The following is a 24643-nucleotide window of genomic DNA, read 5'->3' on the forward strand; positions in this document are numbered from 1 at the left end:
TCTGGCTTGATGATTTCTGCAGCCAGGAGATTTAGAAATTTCCTCAAATTCATTAAAATATGGTTTGCACTACTTTTACCGGATACCCTACTATCTTACAGCAGCAGGTGCGCAAAACGATACAATTTTGTACAAGATTAATTTTTGACGAAGGAGGGGATGTAACGATACCGGCGTGTCCTTGTTCAGAGTCATTAATCTTCGCTCTGACAACTATCAACCGCGTTTTACCTGCAAAAGGCCCAAAGAATAACAGGGCGAATAAGTAAATCTTCATGAAATAAGGTTTAGATAATAAGTTGGCGTCAATGACTTCCAACCCTCAAAAGTAACCAAAAATGGTGATATTAAAACGGATTAGTCAATTTATCTCAATAATTGTGAGCAGTTAATGACCACCGGGATCTTCACGGTAGTTTTTATCCCTTGGCCGCAAAAACTTCGCTGGCCATTGATTTGGTAGGATCAGGTATCAAACAACGTTAAAAGCCGGCAATACTTATTTCCGTTGAAGGAATAAGCAACATCTCTATTCCGGATGAACCTGTGGAATTTGACATCCGAACCTGGTCCTGGCTTATAGGGCAGATAGGATCTACCTCAATATTCACCGAAAAAGATAAGAATGGTGTCGTTCATAAAAGAAAGGGTTTTCAGCGAACTTAAGGCGCCTCCTGCTCTTTGCACACTCACCATTAACGCTTTTAAAATATCAGGCGTTTTGTATAGTAAAAAAAGAAAGGTAAAAAAGTTAAAAAAGGCCTTTTTTGCATAAGAAAAAACATTAATTTAGGGAGTTGATATTTTGAATATGAAATTGCCTAAACCTATGCTAAAGATCCGGAGGATCAAAGCTTTTACATTGACGGAGATGCTTGTCGTACTCGTAATTGTCGGCATCCTGATCTTTCTGGCGCTTCCGACCTTTATGCCGCAGATCACCCGGACCAAAACGACCGAAGCCAAGGTTCAGCTGGCTTACCTGCAAACCCTCGAAGAAAGCTATTTTTTCGAACATTCGCGTTATACCCAGGATATGGCGGAACTGGGTTTCCTTCAGCGCAAACTGGTGACCGACGACAAGACCGGAACGGCGAATTACCGTATCGAGATCCTGAGTGCTGATAATACCGGTTTCATTGCCAGGGCTACATCCGTGACCGATTTTAACGGTGACGGAAAGTTCAATGTTTGGGAGATCAATCAGGACAAGGCGATCAAACAAGTTACTCCTGATTGACGTGGTACTGCTTAAAATTTTCGTCGTGGGGCTTTTACTGACCGTATTGATTCAGGATATCACCAGCCGGTCGGTTTCCTGGCCGGTGTTTCCCTTTATCGCCCTATGTGGCCTGACCCTTCAGTGGCTGTTGTCCTACCCGCTAAGCGACACATTACGGCTGACTGCTTTCAACCTCCTGTTCCTAATGCTGCAGTTTTTAGGTATCCGGCTGTACTTTCTGATCACCCGTGGCCAAAAGGCCAAAGTTGTGGACAAGATGATCGGCTGGGGAGACATCCTGTTCCTGATCTCCGTTGCATTTTTCCTGCCGGTAACAACCTTCATTGCATTCTACATCCTGTCTTTATTACTGGTGTTGACCGGCTGGCTGCTCTATCTTCAAATCATAAGATCTGCCAACAGGCACATTCCGCTTGCAGGCCTGCAAGCGTTGATATTTATATTATTTCTGGCGGGGGACTGGCTTTTTGGCCGGTACGATATCTATGATGATCAATTGTTTACTTTTTTGACCCGCTGATATGCAAGAGATCACACTAAGCACAGATGACCTGCACAAATTAAGGCCGGAAACCGCGTGGCACTATCAGGTCCTTCCGAAAGAGTGGTCAGCAAATGAATTCGAACTCTATTGCAGCGAATCCAGTGATCTGGAAATGCTTGAAGAAGAAATGCGCGTCGTTTTGGGCGCGAATGTGCGTCTCTACGCTTTGCCCAAACCGACGGTTGAACGGCTGCTTAGCAAATACTACCAGCGGGCAGGGAACGAAAAAGCACCTGAAACAAGTGCGAAGTCCGGCAACTACCTGCGTAAACTGATCGCCGAGGCGAGGACACTCCGGAGCAGCGATATCCACATCGAAATATATGAAAGCAAATGCCGCGTGCGGATGCGCATTGACGGGTTGCTCGTCGAACGGCAACTCATCCCCCAGGAAGACTATTCTTTACTGGTCAATATCATCAAAGTAGAGTCTAACCTCGACATCGCCGAAAAGCGACTCCCGCAGGACGGCCGGATGAGTTTTGTTACTGCGGAAAGTAAATTCGACATCCGCGTATCGGTGTTACCAACTTTGTACGGAGAGAAAGTGGTGCTTCGTTTACTCAATAATGATGCTGCTGATATTACCCTTGAGCGGCTTGGATTCTCCGACCGCGACCTGAACAATTTTTTGCAGGGCGTCAAACGGCCCAACGGTCTGCTTCTGATCAGCGGCCCGACCGGTTCCGGCAAAACGACCACCCTCTACGCGACGCTGAAACTGCTTAACGAGGAAAGAAGAAATATCCTGACCATCGAAGATCCGATAGAATACACGATGAACGGGATCAACCAGACACAACTGAAAGAATCCATCGGGCTGACATTCGGAGAAGCCCTCCGTACCTTTCTTCGTCAGGACCCGGACGTGATCATGGTTGGGGAGATCCGGGACCAGGATACGGCCAATATGGCGATCCGTGCGGCAATGACGGGACACCTGGTCTTGTCCACCATCCACACCAATTCCGCCTGGGGAACTGTCAACCGCCTCATCGATATGGGCATACCGGCATTTATGCTTTCCGGTACGCTCAACACGACGGTCGCCCAACGCCTGGTCAGGTTACTTTGCCCGGATTGTAAAAAAAAGGTCGGTTACGATCCGTCGGTGTTTCCGCCTCACTTCCGACTGCCTGAAGAAATCGAAACCTGTTATGAGCCGGAGGGCTGCGGCAAATGCTTCTTCACAGGTTATAAAGGCCGTAAAGCGATCTACGAAGTCATCCCCATCGATCTGGAGCTCTCGGGCGAGATCAAAAAGAACAATCAGCAGGTAAACGACCTGTTGGACGCCAGGGGCATCGGCACCCTGGCCGGAAATGCTTTTAGCCTGTTCCGGGATGGCGCGACCTCCGCAGAAGAGATATATCCCCTATTATTTAACTTTTGAAAAATATGCAAAAAAAATTCGCCCGCGTATGCTGGTTGTTGTTATTGTTGTGTTGTTTGGCCCGTATTGCGCGCGGACAGGATGGGGACCGGATCCAAATCATCGAGAGCCGGTTGTCGGCGCTTTCGCAGCAATCACCCGGATTAAGGCAAAAGGTGCAACTTCTTGTAACAGGGCTGCCTATGCGGGACTACCTTAATGCGCTGGCCCGGGCTACCAATATCAATATCAGTTCAGACCCCTCACTGACGGGTGCGGTCTATGATACGTTCAACGGTGTAACGGCCGCGGAGGTCATTGCCTTTCTGGCTTCCAAATATAGTCTTGACGTAAATGTGACCGGGTCCATTATCATGATTTCGCCATACCATCCGGCGATATTGCCGGTTACCCGGGTGCCAAAAGCCATACTGGTCAACTTCAATCAGGCGGGAGGTTTGCTGTCGCTTGAGTTAAGTAATGATAGCCTTGGCGCGGTTGCGCGGCGCATTACCGCGGTTTCTGGGCGAAATGTGATCGTTCCGGTTGGGCTTCAGGATAAGGTGGTTTCCGGGTTTATCGCCGCGGCTCCCTTCGACGGCGCCCTTGAAAAACTGGCTTTTATCAATAACATCAAAGTAACCAGGACGCCTGACGGCTTTTATGTATTCCAGGCTTTGGAAGATAACGAAGAGAATTACATGAACGGCGAGCGAAACACTTCCACCCGTAAGTCGTTGCGGCCCGCCCAGGGGAAACCGCAGACCTCCGGGGTCTTTGTCCGGAAAGTGGGCAACAAAAACCTCCTGTCAGCCGACGCCAATAATGCGCCCATCGATGATTTGATCCGGCAGGCTTCCTCCGAAATGAATAAAAGCTTTGTTTTGTATACGGAACTTAAAGGAAACATCAGCATTCATGTTTCGGATGTCTCCTATGACTATTTCCTAAGCATGCTGCTTAAGAATACGGAATATAGCTACCGTGAAGATGAAGGAGTTTATTTGATCGGTGACCGTAAGGTAACCGGCGTCGGGACCTTTAAGATGATCAAATTGAAACGACGGGCGGTCGATTCCACACTCATGCGCTCCCTTCCGCCGGAAATTGTCGGTGGCCTGCAGGTACAGGAGTTCCGGGAGCTCAATTCTATTCTGCTAACCGGGTCGGCCATGCGGGTAGCTAACGCCGAAGCGATCATCCGCCAGATGGACGAACTGGTACCGGTTGTCCTGATCGAACTGACCATGATCGATGTGCATAAGAACCGGACGGTGGCGACAGGTATCAGCGCAGGGGTAGCAGATAGTGTCAAAACCGGTGGAACGGTCCTTCCCGGCATCAAATATACATTTGGCTCAAAATCGATCAACAGCTTTTTGAATAGTGTAGGCAAATTCACCACGCTCAACCTCGGGCACGTAGCGCCCAACTTCTATGCGTCCATCAATGCGCTGGAAAGTCAGGGGGATGTAGAGGTGCGGTCCGTACCCAAGTTGTCCTCCCTGAACGGTCATGCGGCCAGCTTCAGCGTCGGGAAAAAAGCCTATTACAAGGATGTTACCCAAAGCGTTTATCCGTCCTTAAATACGCCCACCTCTTATATTACCAATGTATACAAAGAAGTCAACGCCGATCTTTCAGTCAACATCAACCCGGTTGTATCTGACAACGACCAGGTCACGTTGAGCATCAAGATCAATATTTCAGACTTCCTGAACATTCCCGCTGACGGGTCACCACCGCCACAATCCGTGAGCAAATATGAAACGAACCTGCGTGTAAAATCAGAAGACACCATCCTGCTTGGCGGAATTGAACGCACAGAGGATAATGAAAGTTCTTCAGGCGTTCCGCTGTTATCCCGGATACCGGTATTGAAATGGCTTTTTAGCAGCCGGACAAAAAGCCATGATAAGGTAGTTACGCTCTTGCTAATTAAGTCAACTATTATCAGGTAAGTATATGCTAACAACATTAACCAGTATCAACGCCTGTACCGGTATCAGCATTTTGATAAGAGGCCGTGGCATACGGGTTTCCGCATTAAGTGTATCCAGAAATGGCAAAAAGCTGGAGTTAGACAAAAGATTAAAAGATAAGCCGAACCTTGCCGAACTGATAGAAGATTTACCGCCAAAATCGGTTATTGCGCTCAACGTCGCGGGAAAAGGCGTATTGACGAAAGTGGAGACCGGTGCGACCGATACCAACAGTGAAACGATCTTCGCCCGGGTGATGCCGGGTGCCGATCGGGCAGATTTTTATCTGCAGCAATTTCAATCCGGCGGGAGGATTTTTCTATCCATGATACGCAAAGCGGAAATCGACCCGCTGATCATGCAACTCAGCGAAAAAGGATTTCGGGTGGTCATGCTGTCTTTAGGCCCGTTTCCGGTCAACCAGGTACTCGGGCAACTGAACCAATATGGGGAAGAGGTCATATTCGACGGACATGAGCTAATCCTGGATGCAAACAAATCCTGGCAGAGTTACCGTTTCCAAGAAGAAAGAAAGAATGAATTTCCCATCAAATTGGGCGTAGAGCAGATCGACGAACAATTATTACTCCCTTACGCCGCGGCGTTTCAGGCGATCCTTTATGAGCGGATCGATACGGTTGAAGCGGACACAGAATTGGTGGGCAAGCAAATGGACCGCTTTCGCAAAACCGGTGCACTTAAAAAAAAGGGCGCCATAGTGCTTGGCGCAGCTTTCTTCCTGCTCTTCGGCAATTTCCTGATCCTGTCGAAATTAACGGCCGACAACGGTCGCCTGCAGGAAGAGTTAAGCCTGCACGCTACGCAAGCCTCCGATATCGATGCGATCGCCGGCAAAACAGCGCAAACTGAGCAACTTGTCAAATTGATGGGTTACAGCAGGTCCGTGTTTAAAGCAGTAATGATAGACGAGGTCGCACGGTTAATGCCGCAGGAAATACACCTGTCGGGAGTGGAGATCAATCCGGCGGTGGTCCGGCGTACGGGCAACCAGTCAGGTCAGTTGTTCACCGACCGGCGGCTGGTCATAACCGGAGCATGCGCGTCGATCATGCCGGTCAACGAGTGGCTGGCCAGGATCAAATCGCTTAAATGGGTTTCGCGGGCAGAGCTAAGAGACTACGGACTTGGCAGTGAGGAGGATCAAGGACCTTTCACCATCATCATTAACTATTGATATGTTACAAAAATTCTTCGATCAGAAATATAGTTTTCCGGTGGTTGTACTGGCTTTTCTGTTCATTTGTTATCAGCTGGCCATTAAAAACACCCTTATGGCCTGGCAGATCAACCGGCAGTTCAGGACAGACCTTGCCGCCAGCGCGGGTATCAGCGCTCAGCCGGGTTACCTGGTGCGTAAGCAAAAAAATCTCCAGGGCATCGTAGAACGTTACAGCGCGGATAGTAATGCTTTTCGTTCAGCGGTGATCACAGGTACAGCATTGATCGCAAACCGCCGTAACATAGTCGTCAGCACGATCCCCTTGCAGGAGCCGGGACTGCAGACCATTCGTACAGCGGTGGAAAGGGTCAATTTTACCGGCGGATATTTTCAGTTGTTGCAGGCACTCCGGGACATGGAGGATGCCAAAGACCTTGGATTGCTGCGTTCCGTAAAATTCAGCCTGTTGCGTGCGCCCGGGCAACAAACGGCCAAAACACTTGAAATGAGCGTTTACCTGCAGGTCATCAAAAAATAACCTTACTGGATATTGTTACTGATCTGAAACAGCGGCAGGTAAATGGCAATGACGATCACGCCCACAACAATGCCCAGCACAATAATGATCACCGGCTGCATGACCCGGCTTAACGAGGCCGTCTGAACTTCTACTTCCGCTACATATTGTGTGCCTATCCATTCAAAGAAAGCATCCAGCTGGTTGGTGCGTTCACCGACTTTGATCAACTGGATCATCTTTGCCGGAAATATGGTAAACTTCTCCATGCTGGCATGCAGCGGAACGCCACGCAAAATATCATTTTCCATCGCTTCCAGCGCCTTTTCCAAAGGAAAATAACCGATCATCTGCCGGCAAAGCGTAATGGCCCGTAATAAGGGCAGCTGGGCATTTATCAGCAGGCGCATGGCATTACTCAACCGGGCAAGGTAGATCTTTCGGGTGAGCATCCCGGCAAGCGGAAGCCGAAGGACGATCCGGGAAGCGTAATCACGGAACCAGGCCGCCCTCCGGTAATAGAAGCAGGTGGCAGTCATGAAAACAACGACCAGTGTACCCGCTCCCCCGTAAAGCCCGAAGCCATCGGCTATGGCGATAATTTTTTGAGTGATCCAGGGCAGTTCATTACCTGAGCGCCTGAAAATATCACTGAACATGGGGATCACAAAGCGCATCAGGAAAGCAAGCGCGCCGGCGGATGCGCTTAAGACAATCATGGGGTAAGTCAAAGCCGAAACGATGGTCCGCCGCTGAGCGATCTTGGTCCGGTAAAAATAGGCCAGATCCGAAAGCACCTGCTGCAACTGCCCGGACTCCTCCCCGATCTCCAGACTGTAGATCTCATATAGCGTAAACCTACCCGTTTTGCTCAAAGATTGGGAAAACGACGCACCATCGATAACGTCTTTTAAAATCCTTGTAAAGAGCGCCGAGTCCTGCTGTTTTTTTTGCCCGGCTGCGATCAATTCGAAAGCGCTCTTAAAATCGACCCCGGCTTTAAGTAACGCGCCCAGTTCAAGATACAGGTACTCCTTCTTTTCGTCCGCCAAACCATTCCCGGCAAAGGAAAAATCCTTTTCGAACAATGCTGAAACCTTTTCGAAAAAATCGTTTTTTTCAGGTGGCCGCTGCTTTCTGGGATTTTTTATATTACTGATGTCTATCGATGCCATCTGTCAGATTTATGAGTTGCTCCGCGCTATACAATTTATAAAAATATTCGGGAATTTGCTGTTTTTCCAGCACGATCGTAAAATTCAGTTCGTCAGCCGGGACCCACTGCGCTCCGGCCGGCGACGGTATACCCCGGAAGGCTGTTTGCATGCCACTCGTTTGAACAGGAATAGAATCTATCTTCAGCCCCTGCCTGACAACAGCTGAGTCGGAAAACCGGTAAATGACCGTATCGCCACTGATGGCCATCCGTAATTCACCCGCGCCTGCGGTTATGGCTTCTGACCGCAGGAAATCGCGGCCCAGCCAGTGTTCCAGCCGCTCGACATCATTTACCTTTTCATTTTTTTCAGCAAATGACCGGTAACTTTCCGAAACGATCCGGAAAACCTCGTAGGCCATGCCGATGACAATGGCCGTAAGTAACATAACCACGATCATTTCCACAAGCGTAAATGATCTTAATTGTTTATTCATGCCACAGTATGATTTTATCGACCATGGCCAAAGTATCGTTACGTGGGCCTAACGCGATTAATTTCAAGCGGGCCGCACCCACCCCGGCCGGGGACATCGAACATCTTACAGAAAGGTCAGTCATACCAGGGTCCACCTGCAGCGTGTCCTGCTGCCGTTCGATACGGCTGGCGGCCGCGCGCAAACAGGCAGCAGCACGAACCTTCTTGACCGGCCTGGAAGCACGCATGACATTAGCCTGCACCATCATCGCAATACCAAAGATAATAACCACCAGTACCGCAGCAACGATCACCTCCAGGAGGCTGTCTGCTTTCAAACGGGAAACTTTTATCATTTCAGCCATAACACGACTTTCTTTGTTCTTGGTAAAGCGCCAGGAAAAACTGCAGAACTGCTGAAAAAAGGAGAAAGGGCATTTGCGTCGATTTGCACGTTTACCAGGTAGTTCTCAAATTTTGTAAATCCTGACACGTAAAAAAAGCGTCGGCAGGTGACGCTGCCGTTAATGACCGTTTTATCGCCAAATCCCAGTTGACCGGTATAGATCTGTCCGGTGAAGACACCTTCCCGACCCAGGTCTGTCGCCGGCGGGGTGATGCCGGGAACTTTTTCCCAGCTCAGAATGGAACCGGTAAAAGAACATCCCCTTCCAAACCGGATCAAGCCCTGTATTTTGACCTGCTCCTGGCTGGTGCGCACCAGTGCGGCCATCGATGGATAGGAAAATGTAGCGCGGTCTCCGATGTGTATCGAGTCGCGCGCAAACAGCTGGCAGCGGCCGCGAAAACCCGGGCGAACGACAATCGCGGGGGCAAAGACCATGACATTATCGAGGTGCGAAGTACTGTCAATGGTAAGTAATGAATCGCAGCGGATGATGATATTGCCGCTCAGGCTAACTCCGGCTATGGTCAAAGGTGTCCTGTAGCGGTATTCATCCGTTTTTCCGCCGAACGACCGGACAATGGTACCCGACCTGAGCTGCCGCACGCCCTTTCCCGCTTCGAATGCCCTATCGACCTCTGCAACACGTAAAAGGTCGGGTCCCGGAAGTTCCCTCTTACTTTCGAAATGTTTTTTACTTAAAAAACCGGGCGCGCCCTCGTAACCGTGACCGTTCACATACGCGGACCTGACCCCGGCTTTCGGCAGATAAACCTGACCAGTGATCCGGCTTTTTCCCGTGACTGACAGCGGCCGGTCCTCGTCCGCCAGCCATATCGCATACCATTTCATCGAATCGGGCTGGTTACCGATCAGAATTGCCCCTACCGATGAATCTCTTTCCATATAAGCTTTGCTGACGCCGACATCATATCCCCCCCAAAAACGTTTGCTCAGGCGAACGGTATCGCGGTCATCATCAAACAACTGCACCTGTTTGTCTTCATCGTACAGGGGCTGGTGAACGGCAAGGAGCAAGTTTAATCCGGACATCATATTGTTATTGAGCCTTTCCTGGCGGTTTCTGATCGCATGATAAGTCCTGTAGTAAAATGCCGCGGCGATCAGGGACCCGCACAGCAAAGCGATGATCAGCGCGATCACGATCACGATATACAAAGAAGCGGCCTTCGCTCTGGGTATCTTATGATTTAGGCGCAAACGAACTCGTGTCACGATGGCTTCTTTTAAAAGGGTTCAAACGTTTCAATAAAGGCCGGTGCTGGATCACGTTGCCACGCCTGTACCAGGTCACCACCGTGGAGTCAGGCTTGATATGTTCTTCTACCCTCCCTTCCAGCATATCGGCGCGATATGCTCCTTCTTGTCTGATCTTGCCATCCGGCCCATAGACCGCAAAGGGGCCTGAGCGTTGACCCTGCCGGTAGGTTACGGTTTGTTTCAAGAGGCCATCCGTATCCCAGGTGCTCCAGATGCCGGTTTTCAAGCCTGTTGAAAAATCACCGCTTTCCATCGGGTGGCCATTTTCATAGAAGGAATGATAGGCGCCATGTAGTAAATGCCCGCTGAATCCGCCCTGCGTGTGGCTGATGCTTCCATGCGCGTACCAGTAATACCACCTTGATGGGTCGGGCTTGGATGGCGCTCTGACAGGCAGAATTTCAGCATCCGCTGTCAGGTCCGGACGGTCAATATGGACCTTGTGGATCCCGCCGTCCGGCAATCGCTGGCCGACTGCAACGTTGCCAAACAAAGTAGCGGAACAAATCAATAAAATGATCAATAGCTGTTTCATGATGACTTAGTGATAAACCTGACCTGGTTCCGGTACAACACCTTGACCGAGTCGCGTAAATTTTTGAGGAGCTTGATACCTTCGGCACTCTCTCCCTCATTCAGCATGACCGTCTTGCCATTGATCATGAACATGGTCAAGGTCCGCTTTGAACCCGGATTCGCAATATAACCCGCGTACTTTACAAAACCCATATCAGCAGGAATGAATTTGATAGTCTCCCGCCTGGGGGTTACTGACCGGCGCGAAGAGTCTCTCTGCACCGGCCTGGCAACAAGTCCGAAAGGGTCACGGTAGTCCAAACGGAGATGAGCGGTATCCGGCGAGGCGGCGAAATCGTCGGCCGCTTTCCTCCTTTCGGGTGGAGCAACGGGAACTTCTTCTTCCGTATCGGAAAGTCTTGATACCAGGCGGTACCCCGCCCCGCCCCAGATAACGATCACCGCTACCCCCAGTAAAAGATTGGTTGTCTGCTTTTTCATTTATTGAATGGTAAAACTCCTGGCGGCACTTGCCGGACCGGCATTCCCTGCTGCATCAATTGCGGAAACCTTCCAATAGATCCGCTCCCCGCTGTTCCCTGTTTGAAATGCATAGCTGTTGCCGGTCACCATGACCGGAAAACTGCCGTTATAATTACTCACAGAGTCGCTCTTCAGCACATACAGCCGGTAGCGTATAGCTGAGGTGATTTTCGCCCATTCCAATTGTACGGGTTTAGCGACCTGTTGATTATCCGAAGGTGATATGGCTTTAGCCCGTTCGGGTGGCGTACGGTCTAAAGTAAAGCGGTATACGGCCGACCATCGTGCCTGGGCCGTATCGTTTTCCGCCCGGACACGCCACTGGTAAACCTGATCTTTCGGCAATGTATAGGTAAAGACATTGCCGGCAAGTGACTGGTCGTAAACCAGGGCCGACTGGCTAACAAAGTTGCTGGTATCGATCTGCAGGTGATATTTAGTTGCCCCGTAAAGCGTTCCCCATTGGAAGTTTTGACTTTCTGAATTAGTCAGCAGACCATTGCCGGGTGCGCTCAACTCCACAGCCTGCTGCGTGATGGAAGATGATAAGACTTCAAACTTCCTCGCGCCGGCGTAAGGGGTCACCGTACTGCCGTTCTCCGCCCTCACCCGCCACTCGTATTTCCCCGGGTCGAAGTTGAAATTAAATTGATTACCTTTTACCAACGTATCCAGGACCAGGCGGTCAGGTGAATCAAAACCCGGTGTTACGACCTGCAGGCGATACGTGAGGGCATCTTCCACCTCGTCCCACCAAAACCCTATCTTATAAACCTTACTTTGATATTTGTCTGAAGGTGCTTCCAGAAAAACCCGTCTGTTTTCGATAGAGGGTTCAATAAAATCCTTGCAGGACACCTGTAACATCAACAGCGAAAACAAGATCAGCACGATCAAAAGGTCAGGTCGTTTCATTGTATCGAATTTACACAAATATCTGTTTGTAGCAAGATGGTTTCGATAGTTCTTTTTTTATCCAAGAATATGTGCATTGCCCTCATCAAAAATTTACGAAAAACACATAGGTCCGGTTCATTCGATTTTATCGAAATTTTTCTTGCAAATATAAAAGACGACTGTTAGATTTACGGATACAATAACCTAAACCCCAAACGATTACCATCACATGAATTCTCCCTGATCCGGGTCGCTTCCGCTACCTTTTTATTACAACAACCTTTACCAACCAAATCACATCACATCACATGACTCTGCAATTTAATTTCCGGAGAGAAGTCCTGCGGCTTGTTATCCTGACAGGACTTTTTATTTCCCGGACATTCGGGCAATCGATAGATCCGACAGTTAGGATCGTCCCCCCTTCACCGAATTCGGCATCTATAGGTAAGTTTGGGGATATTCCCCTGAACCATAGTTCCGGGCTACCTAACTTAAGCATTTCGTTGTTCACCGTGAAAGAGGGGGCATTAAGTATGCCGGTTTCCATCAATTACAATTATAGTGGATACCGGCCGTCGGAACTCCCGGGCAACGTAGGCAAAGGCTGGTCCCTGATGGCGGGTGGAGTTGTTACCAGGGTCGTGCGCGGCCTCCCGGATGAACTGCACGGCGGGAACCGATTGGGCTATCTGTATAATAACGCCAGTATAACCGGACTTCTTAACCCGGACGGTACGCTGAATTGCGTCGGTCAAAATTGCCCGTCCTGTTTTGTGAATGATTATTGCGACGGCGAGCCGGACATGTTTTATTTTTCTTTCGGAAACATTTCCGGAAAGTTTTTTTTCGGGGAGGACGGGCAGGCGCATATCGTCTCGGACAGAAAATTAAGGATCACCTATACACATTTCGATACTGATTCACGTATCTGGAATGCGGTTCATGACAGTATATACTCCTTTACGATCACCGATGAGGATGGTAATATTTACCGCTTCGGGGACCCTGTCCCGGACAGGGACCATATCGTCGCTACCCAACCGATGCAAAATGTGGAATGGTCTTTTTCCCAAAGCGGCATTTATCAGCCTACTGACTTCGGCTATTTAACATCGGTGTCATCGTGGTTACTTCAGGAAGTGGAAGACGCTGACGGCAACAAGATCAAATTAAGTTATACCAATGATTACCGGGGATCTAACGGCTTTATTGCGGATAACCGCACCAGGCTAACGGTATTACCTTTCGACTCCTTCGAGCAATGGCCGGGACATACATCCGGCCCGTATTACCCAGTTATCAACAGCGTCTCAAGTGAAAATTTCCTTACACAGATCTCCGCGGATGGCTGGAAGGTGAATTTCGAATACGACCTGTCGCCGGGCGTTTTGCATACCCTTAAAAAGGTGTCCTTATTGCAAGGTAATGGTAACCTTGTCAGACAATTCAATCTGAATTATACCAGCAACGATATGATCGCTCTTTTGCAATCGCTTACCGAAACGGGGGTAACAACCGGTGCGGCCGTTACTAAATCACATACTTTCACGTATTATGATTTCCCGTCCGGCAATTACTTTGTGCGTGGCCTGGATTACTGGGGTTACTACAACGGTGTAAACAATAATACGCTCATTCCATTTCCACCCTTTAATGCGGACCGGGAACCTAATTTTAGTTACACGGTCATGGGTGCATTAAAGAAGATCACTTATCCGACCGGCGGCTCTTCAAGTTTTGAATACGAACCGAATCAATATGGCTATTTAAGGGAAAGCACACAGGAAGAAGGTGTGACCATTAACAAAAAGACCGGTGGCGGAATACGCGTCAAGCGCATCACTGATACCGACAACAGCGGCAACCCGCCGGTGGTTAAAGATTATGCATACGATCTGTTCAGTAACAGCAACGTAAGCAGCGGTGTCGCGCTGGCCCGTGTCAACAAATTCTTTTTCAGTTTTCCCGTAACCACACCCAGTGGCGAATTGCAATGGCTTTTTGGAACCCCCACTCCCGACGTCACGCATGATTGGAACGTCTGGAAGTCGGACCCGTTTTACAGCATGTCGCTAAATCCGGTCTATTACTTCAATGTTAGAGAAACCATTGGCAACACAATCAGGACCGATTATGAATTTACTTCACATCAGGATTACAACGATAATCTGGGCTATAACTACGGGCTCGGAGATGCGCAGGTAGGACCATATGAAAGTTACGACTTCGCCCGTTCACTTCCGAAAAGCGAGACCAATTACAAAAACGGGACCCCGGTCTATAAAAAGCAAATTACGTATGCCGTTTCTGTCAAATACAGGGCACGGTCGCTCTGGAGGCAAATACTGGTATCTTCCGCGCAGGGAAGTTTCCAGTTCGCTAAAGGCGTTCCGGTATTGTCTGGTCTTGTGCTGAAAACCGGCGAAACGATCACACAATATGACGGCCCTAACCCATTGACCAGCACGACCGGTTACGAATATGATAGCAATTATTACAATCTGAGAAAGCAGACGCTGATCAGCAGCCGTTCTACGGCAAGTGTACCATCGGCTACTGAAACCAGCTATACGTATCCATTCGACTATACCACAGGGGTTTACCCTGCTATGGTGTCCAAACATATGTTTTCCCCTGTTATTGAACAAAAGGTAACCGTTGACGGCAATCAAAGTGCAAGAAAAATAACCGGGTATGCCGTGTTCAACGGCGCGCAGTATAAACAGTCGCTTATCCAAACGCAAACCGGAAGTTCGGGTCCTGTCATCACGAACACTGAAATTACCAAGTACACGCCTGGCGGCAATGTACTGGAATATAAAAGGAACGAACAAAGTTTCCACGCTTACAAATGGGGTTATCATGACCAGTATCCTGTCGCAGAAGTGATCAATGCGCAGACCACTGAGTTCTATAGCGAAGATTTTGAAAATATAAATAATGCAGCTGTCGCGGGAGGGCAGGGAACGGCGCATACCGGGACGCGATATACCACCGATCCGGTCATCAAATGGACGAAACCAAATTCCCGGAATTATAAGATCAGCTATTGGTTTAAATCCGTCGACGGATGGAAATACAGTGGTGAACTTTCTTACGGCGGACCCACATACACGATGAGTGGCGGTTCGGGGTATGATGACGTATCCATCTATCCTGCTGATGCGCAATTATCGAATTATACCTACCGGCCGCTGGTCGGCATGACGGCCAGCATTAACACCAACCGTCAAATCAATTACTATGAATACGATTCCTTCCAGCGATTGATGAATATCAAGGACCTGAACGGGAATATCATCAAAAACTTCTGTTACAATTACCAGAACCAGGGCACCGATTGCTTTAACCCGCCTGTGTTGTATTATAATACGGATCAATACCAGGGTTTTAGCAAATACTGCGGAACGCAGGCTAACGGATCGATCGTCACCTACAAGGTCCCCGCCGGAAGTTTTTATTCTTTGATCTCGGTGGACGAGGCAAATCAGCGGGCGTTAGCGGAGATCAATGCCAATGGACAAATGCAGGCTGATAACGACCCGACCGCCACCTGCACGGTTCTGCAATGCTATAATTACACCTTGTCAGCCAATCAGGGTTTCAGTACGACTTATCAGTGGAAGAACTGTAACGGCGTTACACAATCGGCCCACCTGGATGTTGGCCAGACCACCAGCGTATGCGCACTTGAGGGAACCGTTACCGGCGGGCCGTATACAAAAGGTGCCATTTGCGCACAGTAATTAATCTTGAAAAAACGACGAAGATGATCAACCTAAACGATTTTAAATATAAATGGCCTTATCCCCGCATGGCGCCGGCCTTTTTGAAAATGATAGTAATGGCTTTGTTCCCGGTTCTGTTTTCTGATACGAACATTTACGGACAATCCATTACGATCAGCTACCCGGGCCCGCAGAACTATGAGATCGGTTCCCCTATAATCGCGCTGAATCCTTCCGTATCCGGCGGACCGCCTTCTTCAGCCGGTCAGACGACCACAACCTTTGCCGGAACCGGTTCATGGGGTTACGCCAACGGCCCCGGCATATCCGCTGCATTTGCATTGCCATTGGCCGTAGCCATTGACAATTCGGGTAACCTGTACGTGGCAGACGCTGATAATCACATGATCAGAAAAATAAGCGCTGCCGGCGTGGTCAGCACCCTTGCCGGCAATGGCGGCGCCGGATCGGCAAACGGTACAGGCACTGCGGCAAGTTTTAATCATCCGGCCGGTGTGGCCGTTGACGGATCGGGCAATGTTTATGTCGCGGACCAGCTTAATCATCTCATCAGAAAGATCACGCCTGCCGGGGTTGTCAGCACGCTCGCGGGTAGCGGGACGGCGGGTTCATCGAACGGATCAGGGGCTGCCGCATCGTTCAATAACCCAACAGGGCTGTGTCTTGACAATAGTGGCAATATCCTGGTTGCGGATTATGCCAACCACAAGATCCGCATGATCACGCCAGCGGGAGTAGTATCCACGTTGGCCGGGACCGGCGTAGCGGGCTCGGCAAATGGTACAGCTTTGTCAGCGACTTTTAAGAATCCTATGTCGGTGACGGTAGACGCCGCCGGGAATTTATACATAGCGGATCGTTTGAACCATTTGATCCGGAAGATGTCCGTCTCAGGAACGGTATCTACCTTCGCCGGATCGGGCGTTGCCGGCTCAGCTAACGGTTCCGGAACGAGTGCCAGCTTTAACCTGCCGACCTGTGTGCGCGCGGACAATAGCGGAACCCTTTTTGTTACGGATGCCAGCAATAATATGATCCGCAAGATCAGTTCGGGGGGAACGGTCACCACGCTCGCGGGGACAACAACATCGGGGATGGTCAACGGCACGGGATCGGTCGTCAGATTCAGCAATCCTTATGGACTTTGCGTGGACAATAACGGAAATATTTATGTTGCTGCTGCGTATAATTATATGATCAGGCGGATTTTTACCAGGGCATTTTCCATATCGCCGGCCTTGCCGGCCGGATTGTCGTTGAATGATGCCACAGGAGCCATTACAGGTACCCCAACGGCAATAACCGCATCGGCTAATTACCTGGTTACGGCTTATAATGCGACCAATACGGCTACCGCGACAGTGAATATTGCTGTAGTTTCGCCGACTTTCAGCGGCAGTCCGGACAGGAACTATATCATGACATCAACACCGCAAGTATCCGGCATTCAATCCGAGCAATCGCTTAAAAGCGTCGTCGCCGATGCAAGCCAGGTGACCGTTGTGATTGACTACACCGATGGCCTTGGCAGGCCGCTGCAAACCGTCCAGGTGAAAGCGTCTCCGTCCGGAAAGGATATCATACAACCGCTTGCCTTCGATGCACTTGGCAGGGAAAAAAAGAAATACCTCCTTTATACCGCCCAGACCGGAACGGCAGGCGCTTATCGTTCGTCGGCACTGACAGACCAGCAGAATTTTTATCATCCTGCCGGAACACCTAATTCCGTCACCCAGCTTGCGGGCGGCATCGCGCACATTCCGGCACCGTTCTCGGAAATAAATACCGAACCATCCGTTCAGGGTCGCGTCCAGGAAGAAGGTGCTCCCGGCGACGCCTGGCAGCTGACAGGTACGGTCAACCCAAGCGGCGTAGCCAGTGGTCACACGGTCAGGAAAGAATACCTGACAAATAACCTCACAGCGCTTTCCAATCCGGCCAGCAGCTATTACGCCTCGATGTACCGCGTCAGCGCAATCAATACGACCACTCAGCAGCGTACGCTTGCGCTCGGCAACGGAACAGAGGTGAGCTATCCTGCCGGGCAGTTGCTGGTCACGGTTTCCAAAGACGAGAACTGGACATCGGGTAAACCCGGGACCAGTGAAGAATACAGAGATAAGGAAGGCAGGGTGGTACTACGCAGGAGCTTTAATGATGTCTCCGGTACGGTACAGATATTATCGACGTATTATGTCTACGATAACCTGGGGAACCTGGCTTATATACTGCCGCCAGCGAGTAACGCTGACGCGGCATTACCGTCCGCGACGACACTTAATAATTATTGCTACCAATACAGGTATGATGAGCGCAATCGTTTAACGCAAAAGAAGATGCCGGGCAAAGACTGGGAATATATGGTTTACAATAAACTGGATCAGATTGTGCTTACGCAGGACGGCGTCCAGCGTACCGCAAATCAATGGACGGTTGCCAAGTATGACGGAGCAGGACGGGTTATTATGACCGGTCTGTGGAACGCCGGCTCAGTGATCGCCCTCAGCGTCCTGCAAAGCAGCATTTACGCTTCAGCGCAAAGCGACGTCCGCAACTTCAGCGAAGCCAATACGGGCTATACGATCAGCAGCTATCCTTCACTGAGTAAGATCCTGACCATCAATTATTACGATGAGTATACCAATCTGCCCGGCCTCCCCGGTGCCTACCTGCCTGCAGCCGGCACGTACAGTACATCCACCAAAGGTCTGGTTACCGCTACCAGGACGGCTGTATTGAACACGCTGGGCAATCCTTCGCCGGATATGCTCTGGACGGTCAGCTATTATGACGAGAAAGGGCAAAGTATCAAAACGTTTAAACAGCATTATCTTGGCGGGACGATCAGCCCTTTTAATTATGATGAGATCTCGAGTTCTTTCGACTTTACGGGCCGTGTGACCGGAAGTGTCAGAAACCACTATGTTAAAAATGGCACTGTAAGTCAGCTTGCTGTGACCACTTCCCTGCAGTATAAATTCGATCCGGCAGGGCGCAAGATCAAAACGTACGAAAAGATCGGCTCAAACCCGGAGATATTACTCTCACAGACGGATTATAATGAGATCGGCCAGGTCACATCCAAGCATTTACACGGCGCCACCGGTGCCGCCCCGTTTTTACAGGACATCGATTACAGGTATAACGAGCGCGGATGGCTGAGCGGGATCAATGATCCGTCGGTCGCTGCAACCACTGCCCGCATCTTTGCTGAAAAAGTCAATTATAACGTAACCGAATTCGGTGCGGCCCCTCAATTTAACGGGAACATTTCAGAACAGGCCTACCGGGTGTATAATAGTCCGGCCGCCGGCGTCCAAACGGTTACGTATGCCTATGACAAGGCAAACCGTATCACCGCAGGGAATTCAAGCGCAGGCTTTAGTGAAACCGGGATCAGTTACGACCTCATGGGCAATATCAAGTCTCTGAACAGAACCGCGCCGAATGCTGCCGTTTTAGCTTACACCTATACCGGAAACCAACTAATCACCGTAACGAATAACCTGTCACCCTACCGGAGCTACGGCTATGATCTCAACGGGAACGCGACATCTGACGGACAGGGTAATATCATTACGTATAACCTGCTCAACCTTCCGCAAAGCATTCCTGGCAAAAGCCTTGTTTATACGTATGACGCCGGTGGCAATAAGCTGCGGCGATTAAGTAACGGAATTGCGACGGATTATATCAACGGAATACAATACAAAAGTGACGGTACGATCGATTTTATTCAAACCGAAGAAGGAAGAGCGATACGGAGCGGGACGGCTTATAACTATGAATATACGCTTACAGATCACTTGGGTAACAACCGCGCGACGTTCGATCAGACGAGCGGAAAAGTCGGCGAAGATGACTATTATCCGTTTGGCCTCAATGTACATAGGGTCGCTAATTCCACAAATAAGTACCTGTACAACAAGAAAGAGTTGCAGGAAGAACTCAATCAATACGATTACGGCGCGAGGTTCTATGACCCTGTTATTGCCAGGTTCACCACGATGGATCCGCATACGGATGAACACCCGGACTATACCCCGTTCAACTACGCTTATAATAATCCGGGCCTTGTCGTCGACCCGGACGGCAAGGACGGTGTGGTGAGCGGCTCAGGAACAAAAGACGACCCTTTTGTTATAAAAGCCAATTATTACTATTACGGCTTGAGCAAAAATGCGAGCAAAGGGTTAAATGATGCCGTCGACGCCTATAACAACAACGGGGAGGCAAGCGAGATCAAGTTCAATGGCAGTACGGTGTACGTTAAATATAACTTGTCAGCAACCGAAGTAAAAGATGCTGACGAGGCGAATACAAAGGCAGATGCGGATGCCGTACAGGTTGGTGAAAAGTCTTACCGGTTTGGCAACGTTGTCACCGCCGGGGACGCCGGGGAAGGGCACCTGGGAAATGCTAATGGCCGGGAAATACACCTGGATGAAAACAGGGTGAACGATTTTCAAACAAAATACCCCGGACGGCCTTTATCTGAAATATTTGCCGCCAACGCTATTCACGAGATCGGCCACAACCTGGGCGGAAATCATGGTGATCCCGGTAATATTATGGTGCCGGTCAACGCCTCCGAGCAGCAAAAACCAAACTGTATAGGTGAGGGTTGTGGTTTGGGGACCTATAATTACAATATCCCGCGAGTGAATAAAGACGGTACGCGCGCGATCATAGGACGCGTAGACATGCCAAGGAGCTCCGTAGGGTCGAAATATGTCAGTGATAAGGAGGTAAAAAAAATCGACCAGGACGGAACTGTAGGCCGGTTAAAACACCAGTAATAAAGTGTCATGAAGAAGAAAATATTATTTATCGCGATCGTGCTCATCGGGAAATGCATCGACGCCTGTTCACAGCGAATTACCTGTGTCGATACGGTCACTACCACCGGATATTATTATAAGATCCGGTATCAGCAGGCTGCGGGTGTATCTCCTGACGAATCAGGTATACATCAAAAAGCATATTTCCTTACGGAAAAAGATGCCCGTAAAAAAACGATTGGCCAAATTTTCAGAAGCATAAAAGGGGAGCAAACCGACAGTGTGAAATTTTTGGGGATGCTGCCCCCACTTAACTCTTATCTGGAAAAAATGATGGAAACTTCCTGCCGCATGCTTTACCAGGGCGCAACAGACCCGGATAAGCGCATCACGCCCGCATACTGGTATGCCCTTCCGAGAACGTCTCAGACCCGGGAGGGCAATACCATTGGCTTTACACGCGTAAAAGTCAGGTGGCTGCATCTTCGGGTCCCGGATTACGTCGCGCGTGACCATTTCAATTACCCTTTTACGCTTGATGAGGCGTATGTCAAACAAAGAAACTATGATATATATATCCCCCTGCAGATCCTGTATCTGGAAAATAAGGTTCAGGTCAGACACCACAAAGTGTACACTTGCTTAAAAAATGTGTCGCATTAAAAACAAATGCTTGCGGTCGTATTGACGAATTCTGAAGCAGATTCACTAAGGAGTGTGAAGATACCAAGTAAGCGGTGAAGAAGAATATACCCTAGCCATAAGGGAAAAGGCAGTATCAACCTTCTACTTTTTGGACGCGAAAGTCGATTTGCGGATTCTTTTCGCCGTACCTTCGCTGAATTACATCGAGACGCTGCTTTAATACCATAAAAGTTTTTACCATGTTAGCGGTGACCGCCGCAGACAGTGGCGGGCTGTCATCTTATGTCGGAATCAGCCATACATTCATATGCGTGAAACACGCAACAATCTAATTCTAAACCTTAATTCGAAAGTTTGAACCAAAGCAACATGATGAATTGTAATGGTTGCTTGTATTGACTATTATTGTGTGGCCTTAAACGGGCGATTAAATATATTGCACTTGCCTTAAAACAACTGTGATTACACCAAGTATTTACTTCTTCCTGCTTTCAACGCTTATTGGGGACGCCTCCTCCTATAAAATGGCGGAGCCAGCCAGTAAGAAAGAATTGCAAATGACATGGAGATACCTTCCACAGTAAATTTGTCAGGACTTTTTTTGCTTCTGAAGATTTGTAAATTAAATACGATTAGTGGTGGGAAAAGCATTTCTTAAATTTAATCCTGTTAGATATGCATCAATCACCCTTTTGCTCGAAGAATAAATCACTTGTTCGTCGAATCTTTCTTCAAGAGCAATTATAAAACGAAAATGATTTTTGCAAATGAATAGAATCACAACATCGTAGTCGAACTCTTCATCACCAAACACTTCATGCCGATTATAAATTTCTATTCTCACTAGCCGTTCGGAATTCAACCCAATTTTGCTATATTTTTGTCCAAGCGTTTTTCCGTCATAATTATCATCGGTGACAACAACACTTTCTATTAAAAATTTATAGTAATCATTATCTTGCGCTGTTTCTTTTGCAGCGTTTTTAAATGTAAGCACCGACTTATTGGTTAATCGTAGTATAAATAGCTGAGACTCCACTATTTCCTTCCTGATGGAAAACCGATCACTATATAAAGCCTCAATTTTGGTACCAACCAGTATTTTAAGTCTGTCTAGTACTTCCTCCGAAATAAAGTTTTCGTATCTCATATTATTTATTAACAAATTTCACTTCAATTGGACGTAATTTTTTCGATTTGTCATAAATATTTATGACACCGTTTGCAGCCTCAGTGTTACTATAATCTCTCAGAATCACCACATTTCCATTTTTCAAAGTACTTTTCAATAAAGTCCCACCTTCAACCGTTGTGACTGTTTCGACCGTATTAGCTCCAATCAATTTTTGGAAAGCGATTGTGGCATCTGCAAACGACCCTTCAATATGTCCCACCGCTTGTTTACCAAGTTTAAATGCACTTTCTCCACCCGCATCTTTAATGAGTTTACTAAAAGAATTTTTTGCTGCTGAGCCAGCACCTTTGAGTAAACTTTCGCCTGACAAATCAAAAGTCAATGACGCCAAGCCTGCTAAGATAGGCGAAGTTTCCTTCTTTAGCATACCTTCCGTAATTCTTGCCACACCACCAAAAACAGGGACTTCCTTTGTGGTTTCCCAACCTTTGTTTGCTTTCTCACCTCTCATAAAGGAAACACTTCTGGCGTCAGCTTGTTGCGACGCTTGATCAGCATTTTTTGGGGAATTATTATTAGGTCCTAATCCAAACAACCTGAGAAACCTCTCAAATAATGAGGGTGGATCTTCTGGCCCTTCAACAGGTGCTAATCCGTCTGGATCGATAAATCGAATGGGATTATTTAAGCCGTAATTATATGTCGACCATCTACGCATGGTTTCCGCAAGTGGGTCTACACTTGTCCATCTCGCAATTACCGGATCATAGAACCTAGCACCATAATCGTATTGGCTACCGCACTTTTTTCACTGTTTTCCGGGTTTTCGGCTTGCGCTTTTTGGGCGTTATAAAGAACGTTTGTAAGGGTAAAGATAAGCGTTAGTTTCTCTTTTGCAAGGCCGTGGGTGCGTTGGTTTTTCTCGGCGGGTCGGTGATTGTTGACCTGGTTAAGCTGATCATCTGTTAACGCAAAGGTAGCCTCCGAAGCGGAAGCAGTAAAGGGACTTTCGCGGCATAAACCCACAAGCCTTTCACACCAGGCCATTTATTCCACGTTCCCTTGACAGCTCCCACTTCTCCCGCTTTTGGTTGCTTAACAGAAGATCACCTGAACCCCTATGCTCTTATTTTTCTGATAACCGGATTTACAGGTAAGCAGCAAGTTTGTGTTTTTGTGTCCACAAAAACTACCACGGCCAGCGTGGCAAACTTGCCTTTGCGCCCGGTGGTTGCAAAGGTCTTTCCAGGGTTCCCCGGCGACTTCGGAGCAGTCGGGGCAAGATCGATTGTCATACAATCGTTTATCTTGCTAAATGCCAAAAAGCATTTTTTCCGGCCTGGCCGCAAGATCCATTTGTGGCACAAATGTACATCTTGCTAATATTACGAAGTCAATATTTTAAGCTTGAAAGGTCGGACGTTTTCGGGCTGGATGTAAGCGTGGGTTGTGGGTGGATTTGTGCGGCTTGCATCCGGCACGTAAACGATCCAACGGGGCTTGGGGGCATTGGAAGATTGCCCCCAATGAAACAAACGGCCTCCACGTGCGGGGGATTATGCGCCCTGCTTCTGCTCTTTTTTTTCTTGCGAAGCCGAATGCGAGTGTGAGGCAACCCGGCCGGGGGAAGTCCCGAAAGGGCGACCGGCCGCCAGTCCCCGCTTCTACCGGTGGGGCGGTTGCTGAGCCGGCAGGCGAGCCTAACAAGGGGCGGCGGCTGGACTGGCCACGCTTCTACCAGTCGGGGACTGGACAGGGATAGCCGACCATGAGGAAGAACGAGGAAGGCGAAAGCATGACGGAGTGAGTATGCGAACGAGGGCGTGGTTTTTGCGCTGACGAATGATGACGAATACCGCTTTTCCTGTTCGTAAGATAGGTCTATTTCAATGGGTGGTGTTTATTCAGGGCTTCTTTCAGGTCTTCCAGGTTACTGCTTTGGTAACGTTCGGTACTGCTTACATACCGATGGCCTGCCATATATTGAACCGTCCGCAGGTCTTTTTCTTTCAGCCATTCGGTAATAACGCTTTGCCTGATCTGTACCGCATGTTTGTATTTAGGGTTGATCTTCTTCAATGCATGGCCCAGGTGCAGCAAATTGTTTTGTAAGTTTTCAATATCATGTCTGCCGGTGAACAAACGCTCTGATCTGCTTTGAAGCTTTGGCCGTATCAGCAAGATATATTCTTGCAGGTCTAAGATTTGATGAGGT

21 protein-coding genes are annotated in these 24643 nt (G+C 48.8%); 9 read left to right on the top strand and 12 right to left on the bottom strand.

The genetic code is table 11. The annotated features are described in order from the left end of the window. Positions 1-829 precede the first annotated feature (829 nt). The 6 genes from ACFQZI_RS14860 to ACFQZI_RS14885 are packed head-to-tail and all read left to right on the top strand — an operon-like array spanning position 830 to position 6859. Positions 830-1240, top strand: a complete 411-nt coding sequence (locus ACFQZI_RS14860) for a type IV pilin protein (RefSeq protein ID WP_377143789.1) — start codon at positions 830-832, stop codon at positions 1238-1240. A 1-nt stretch (position 1241) separates the two neighbouring features. Further along, entirely contained in the window at positions 1242-1763 is a 522-nt protein-coding gene (locus ACFQZI_RS14865) for a hypothetical protein (protein WP_377143791.1), read from the top strand. A gap of 1 nt (position 1764) precedes the next feature. Next, positions 1765-3180 carry a GspE/PulE family protein gene (locus ACFQZI_RS14870; RefSeq protein WP_377143793.1) on the top strand — a complete coding sequence of 472 codons (1416 nt, stop codon included), beginning with the start codon at positions 1765-1767 and terminating at the stop codon, positions 3178-3180. A 5-nt stretch (positions 3181-3185) separates the two neighbouring features. Continuing rightward, positions 3186-5120 carry a type II secretion system protein GspD gene (locus ACFQZI_RS14875; protein ID WP_377143794.1) on the top strand — a complete coding sequence of 645 codons (1935 nt, stop codon included), beginning with the start codon at positions 3186-3188 and terminating at the stop codon, positions 5118-5120. A gap of 4 nt (positions 5121-5124) precedes the next feature. Beyond that, positions 5125-6336 (top strand): hypothetical protein, encoded by a 1212-nt coding sequence (locus ACFQZI_RS14880; protein WP_377143796.1) that lies wholly within the window; start codon positions 5125-5127, stop codon positions 6334-6336. A 1-nt stretch (position 6337) separates the two neighbouring features. After that, positions 6338-6859 (top strand): hypothetical protein, encoded by a 522-nt coding sequence (locus ACFQZI_RS14885; RefSeq protein ID WP_377143798.1) that lies wholly within the window; start codon positions 6338-6340, stop codon positions 6857-6859. Between the two features lie 2 nt (positions 6860-6861). Here the strand turns inward: ACFQZI_RS14885 and ACFQZI_RS14890 are convergent, their stop codons facing one another. The 8 genes from ACFQZI_RS14890 to ACFQZI_RS14925 form a co-directional block, all read right to left on the bottom strand. Further along, entirely contained in the window at positions 6862-8013 is a 1152-nt protein-coding gene (locus ACFQZI_RS14890) for a type II secretion system F family protein (protein ID WP_377143800.1), read from the bottom strand. Next, complete coding sequence (locus tag ACFQZI_RS14895; RefSeq protein ID WP_377143802.1) at positions 7991-8491, bottom strand: PulJ/GspJ family protein; 501 nt, start codon at positions 8489-8491, stop codon at positions 7991-7993. Before ACFQZI_RS14895 ends, ACFQZI_RS14890 begins: the two co-directional genes overlap by 23 nt. Further along, positions 8484-8837, bottom strand: coding sequence for a hypothetical protein (locus ACFQZI_RS14900; protein ID WP_377143804.1), 354 nt, complete (start codon positions 8835-8837; stop codon positions 8484-8486). The genes ACFQZI_RS14895 and ACFQZI_RS14900 overlap by 8 nt, the downstream gene beginning before the upstream one ends. Continuing rightward, on the bottom strand, positions 8825-10057 hold the full coding sequence (locus ACFQZI_RS14905) for a hypothetical protein (protein WP_377143806.1): 1233 nt from the start codon (positions 10055-10057) through the stop codon (positions 8825-8827). The genes ACFQZI_RS14900 and ACFQZI_RS14905 overlap by 13 nt, the downstream gene beginning before the upstream one ends. A 25-nt stretch (positions 10058-10082) precedes the next feature. Next, the gene (locus ACFQZI_RS14910; RefSeq protein ID WP_377143808.1) at positions 10083-10694 is read right to left on the bottom strand and encodes a toxin-antitoxin system YwqK family antitoxin; all 612 of its coding nucleotides are present in this window, start codon (positions 10692-10694) and stop codon (positions 10083-10085) included. Then, entirely contained in the window at positions 10691-11176 is a 486-nt protein-coding gene (locus tag ACFQZI_RS14915) for a hypothetical protein (RefSeq protein WP_377143810.1), read from the bottom strand. The genes ACFQZI_RS14910 and ACFQZI_RS14915 overlap by 4 nt, the downstream gene beginning before the upstream one ends. After that, the gene (locus tag ACFQZI_RS14920; protein ID WP_377143812.1) at positions 11177-12133 is read right to left on the bottom strand and encodes a hypothetical protein; all 957 of its coding nucleotides are present in this window, start codon (positions 12131-12133) and stop codon (positions 11177-11179) included. Positions 12134-12645: 512 nt separating this feature from the next. Next, on the bottom strand, positions 12646-12873 hold the full coding sequence (locus ACFQZI_RS14925; protein WP_377143814.1) for a hypothetical protein: 228 nt from the start codon (positions 12871-12873) through the stop codon (positions 12646-12648). Between the two features lie 288 nt (positions 12874-13161). Here ACFQZI_RS14925 and ACFQZI_RS14930 point away from each other — a divergent pair, with 288 nt between their 5' ends. The 3 genes from ACFQZI_RS14930 to ACFQZI_RS14940 are packed head-to-tail and all read left to right on the top strand — an operon-like array spanning position 13162 to position 21311. Next, positions 13162-15864, top strand: coding sequence for a DUF5977 domain-containing protein (locus ACFQZI_RS14930; protein ID WP_377143816.1), 2703 nt, complete (start codon positions 13162-13164; stop codon positions 15862-15864). 23 nt (positions 15865-15887) lie between these two features. Further along, positions 15888-20666 carry a DUF6443 domain-containing protein gene (locus tag ACFQZI_RS14935; RefSeq protein WP_377143817.1) on the top strand — a complete coding sequence of 1593 codons (4779 nt, stop codon included), beginning with the start codon at positions 15888-15890 and terminating at the stop codon, positions 20664-20666. A gap of 9 nt (positions 20667-20675) precedes the next feature. Beyond that, entirely contained in the window at positions 20676-21311 is a 636-nt protein-coding gene (locus ACFQZI_RS14940) for a hypothetical protein (protein WP_377143819.1), read from the top strand. 604 nt (positions 21312-21915) lie between these two features. Here the strand turns inward: ACFQZI_RS14940 and ACFQZI_RS14945 are convergent. From ACFQZI_RS14945 to ACFQZI_RS14960, 4 genes are all read right to left on the bottom strand, one after another. Beyond that, positions 21916-22443 (bottom strand): hypothetical protein, encoded by a 528-nt coding sequence (locus ACFQZI_RS14945; RefSeq protein WP_377143821.1) that lies wholly within the window; start codon positions 22441-22443, stop codon positions 21916-21918. Between the two features lies 1 nt (position 22444). Then, positions 22445-23185, bottom strand: a complete 741-nt coding sequence (locus tag ACFQZI_RS14950) for an RHS repeat domain-containing protein (RefSeq protein ID WP_377143827.1) — start codon at positions 23183-23185, stop codon at positions 22445-22447. Beyond that, complete coding sequence (locus ACFQZI_RS14955; protein ID WP_377143823.1) at positions 23185-23475, bottom strand: hypothetical protein; 291 nt, start codon at positions 23473-23475, stop codon at positions 23185-23187. Before ACFQZI_RS14955 ends, ACFQZI_RS14950 begins: the two co-directional genes overlap by 1 nt. A gap of 834 nt (positions 23476-24309) precedes the next feature. Then, positions 24310-24643 (bottom strand): hypothetical protein (locus tag ACFQZI_RS14960; RefSeq protein WP_377143825.1); only part of this gene is annotated, 334 nt, incomplete at its 5' end.

This window comes from Mucilaginibacter lutimaris (assembly GCF_042676625.1).
In the GTDB taxonomy this organism is placed as follows: Bacteria; Bacteroidota; Bacteroidia; order Sphingobacteriales; family Sphingobacteriaceae; genus Mucilaginibacter; species Mucilaginibacter lutimaris.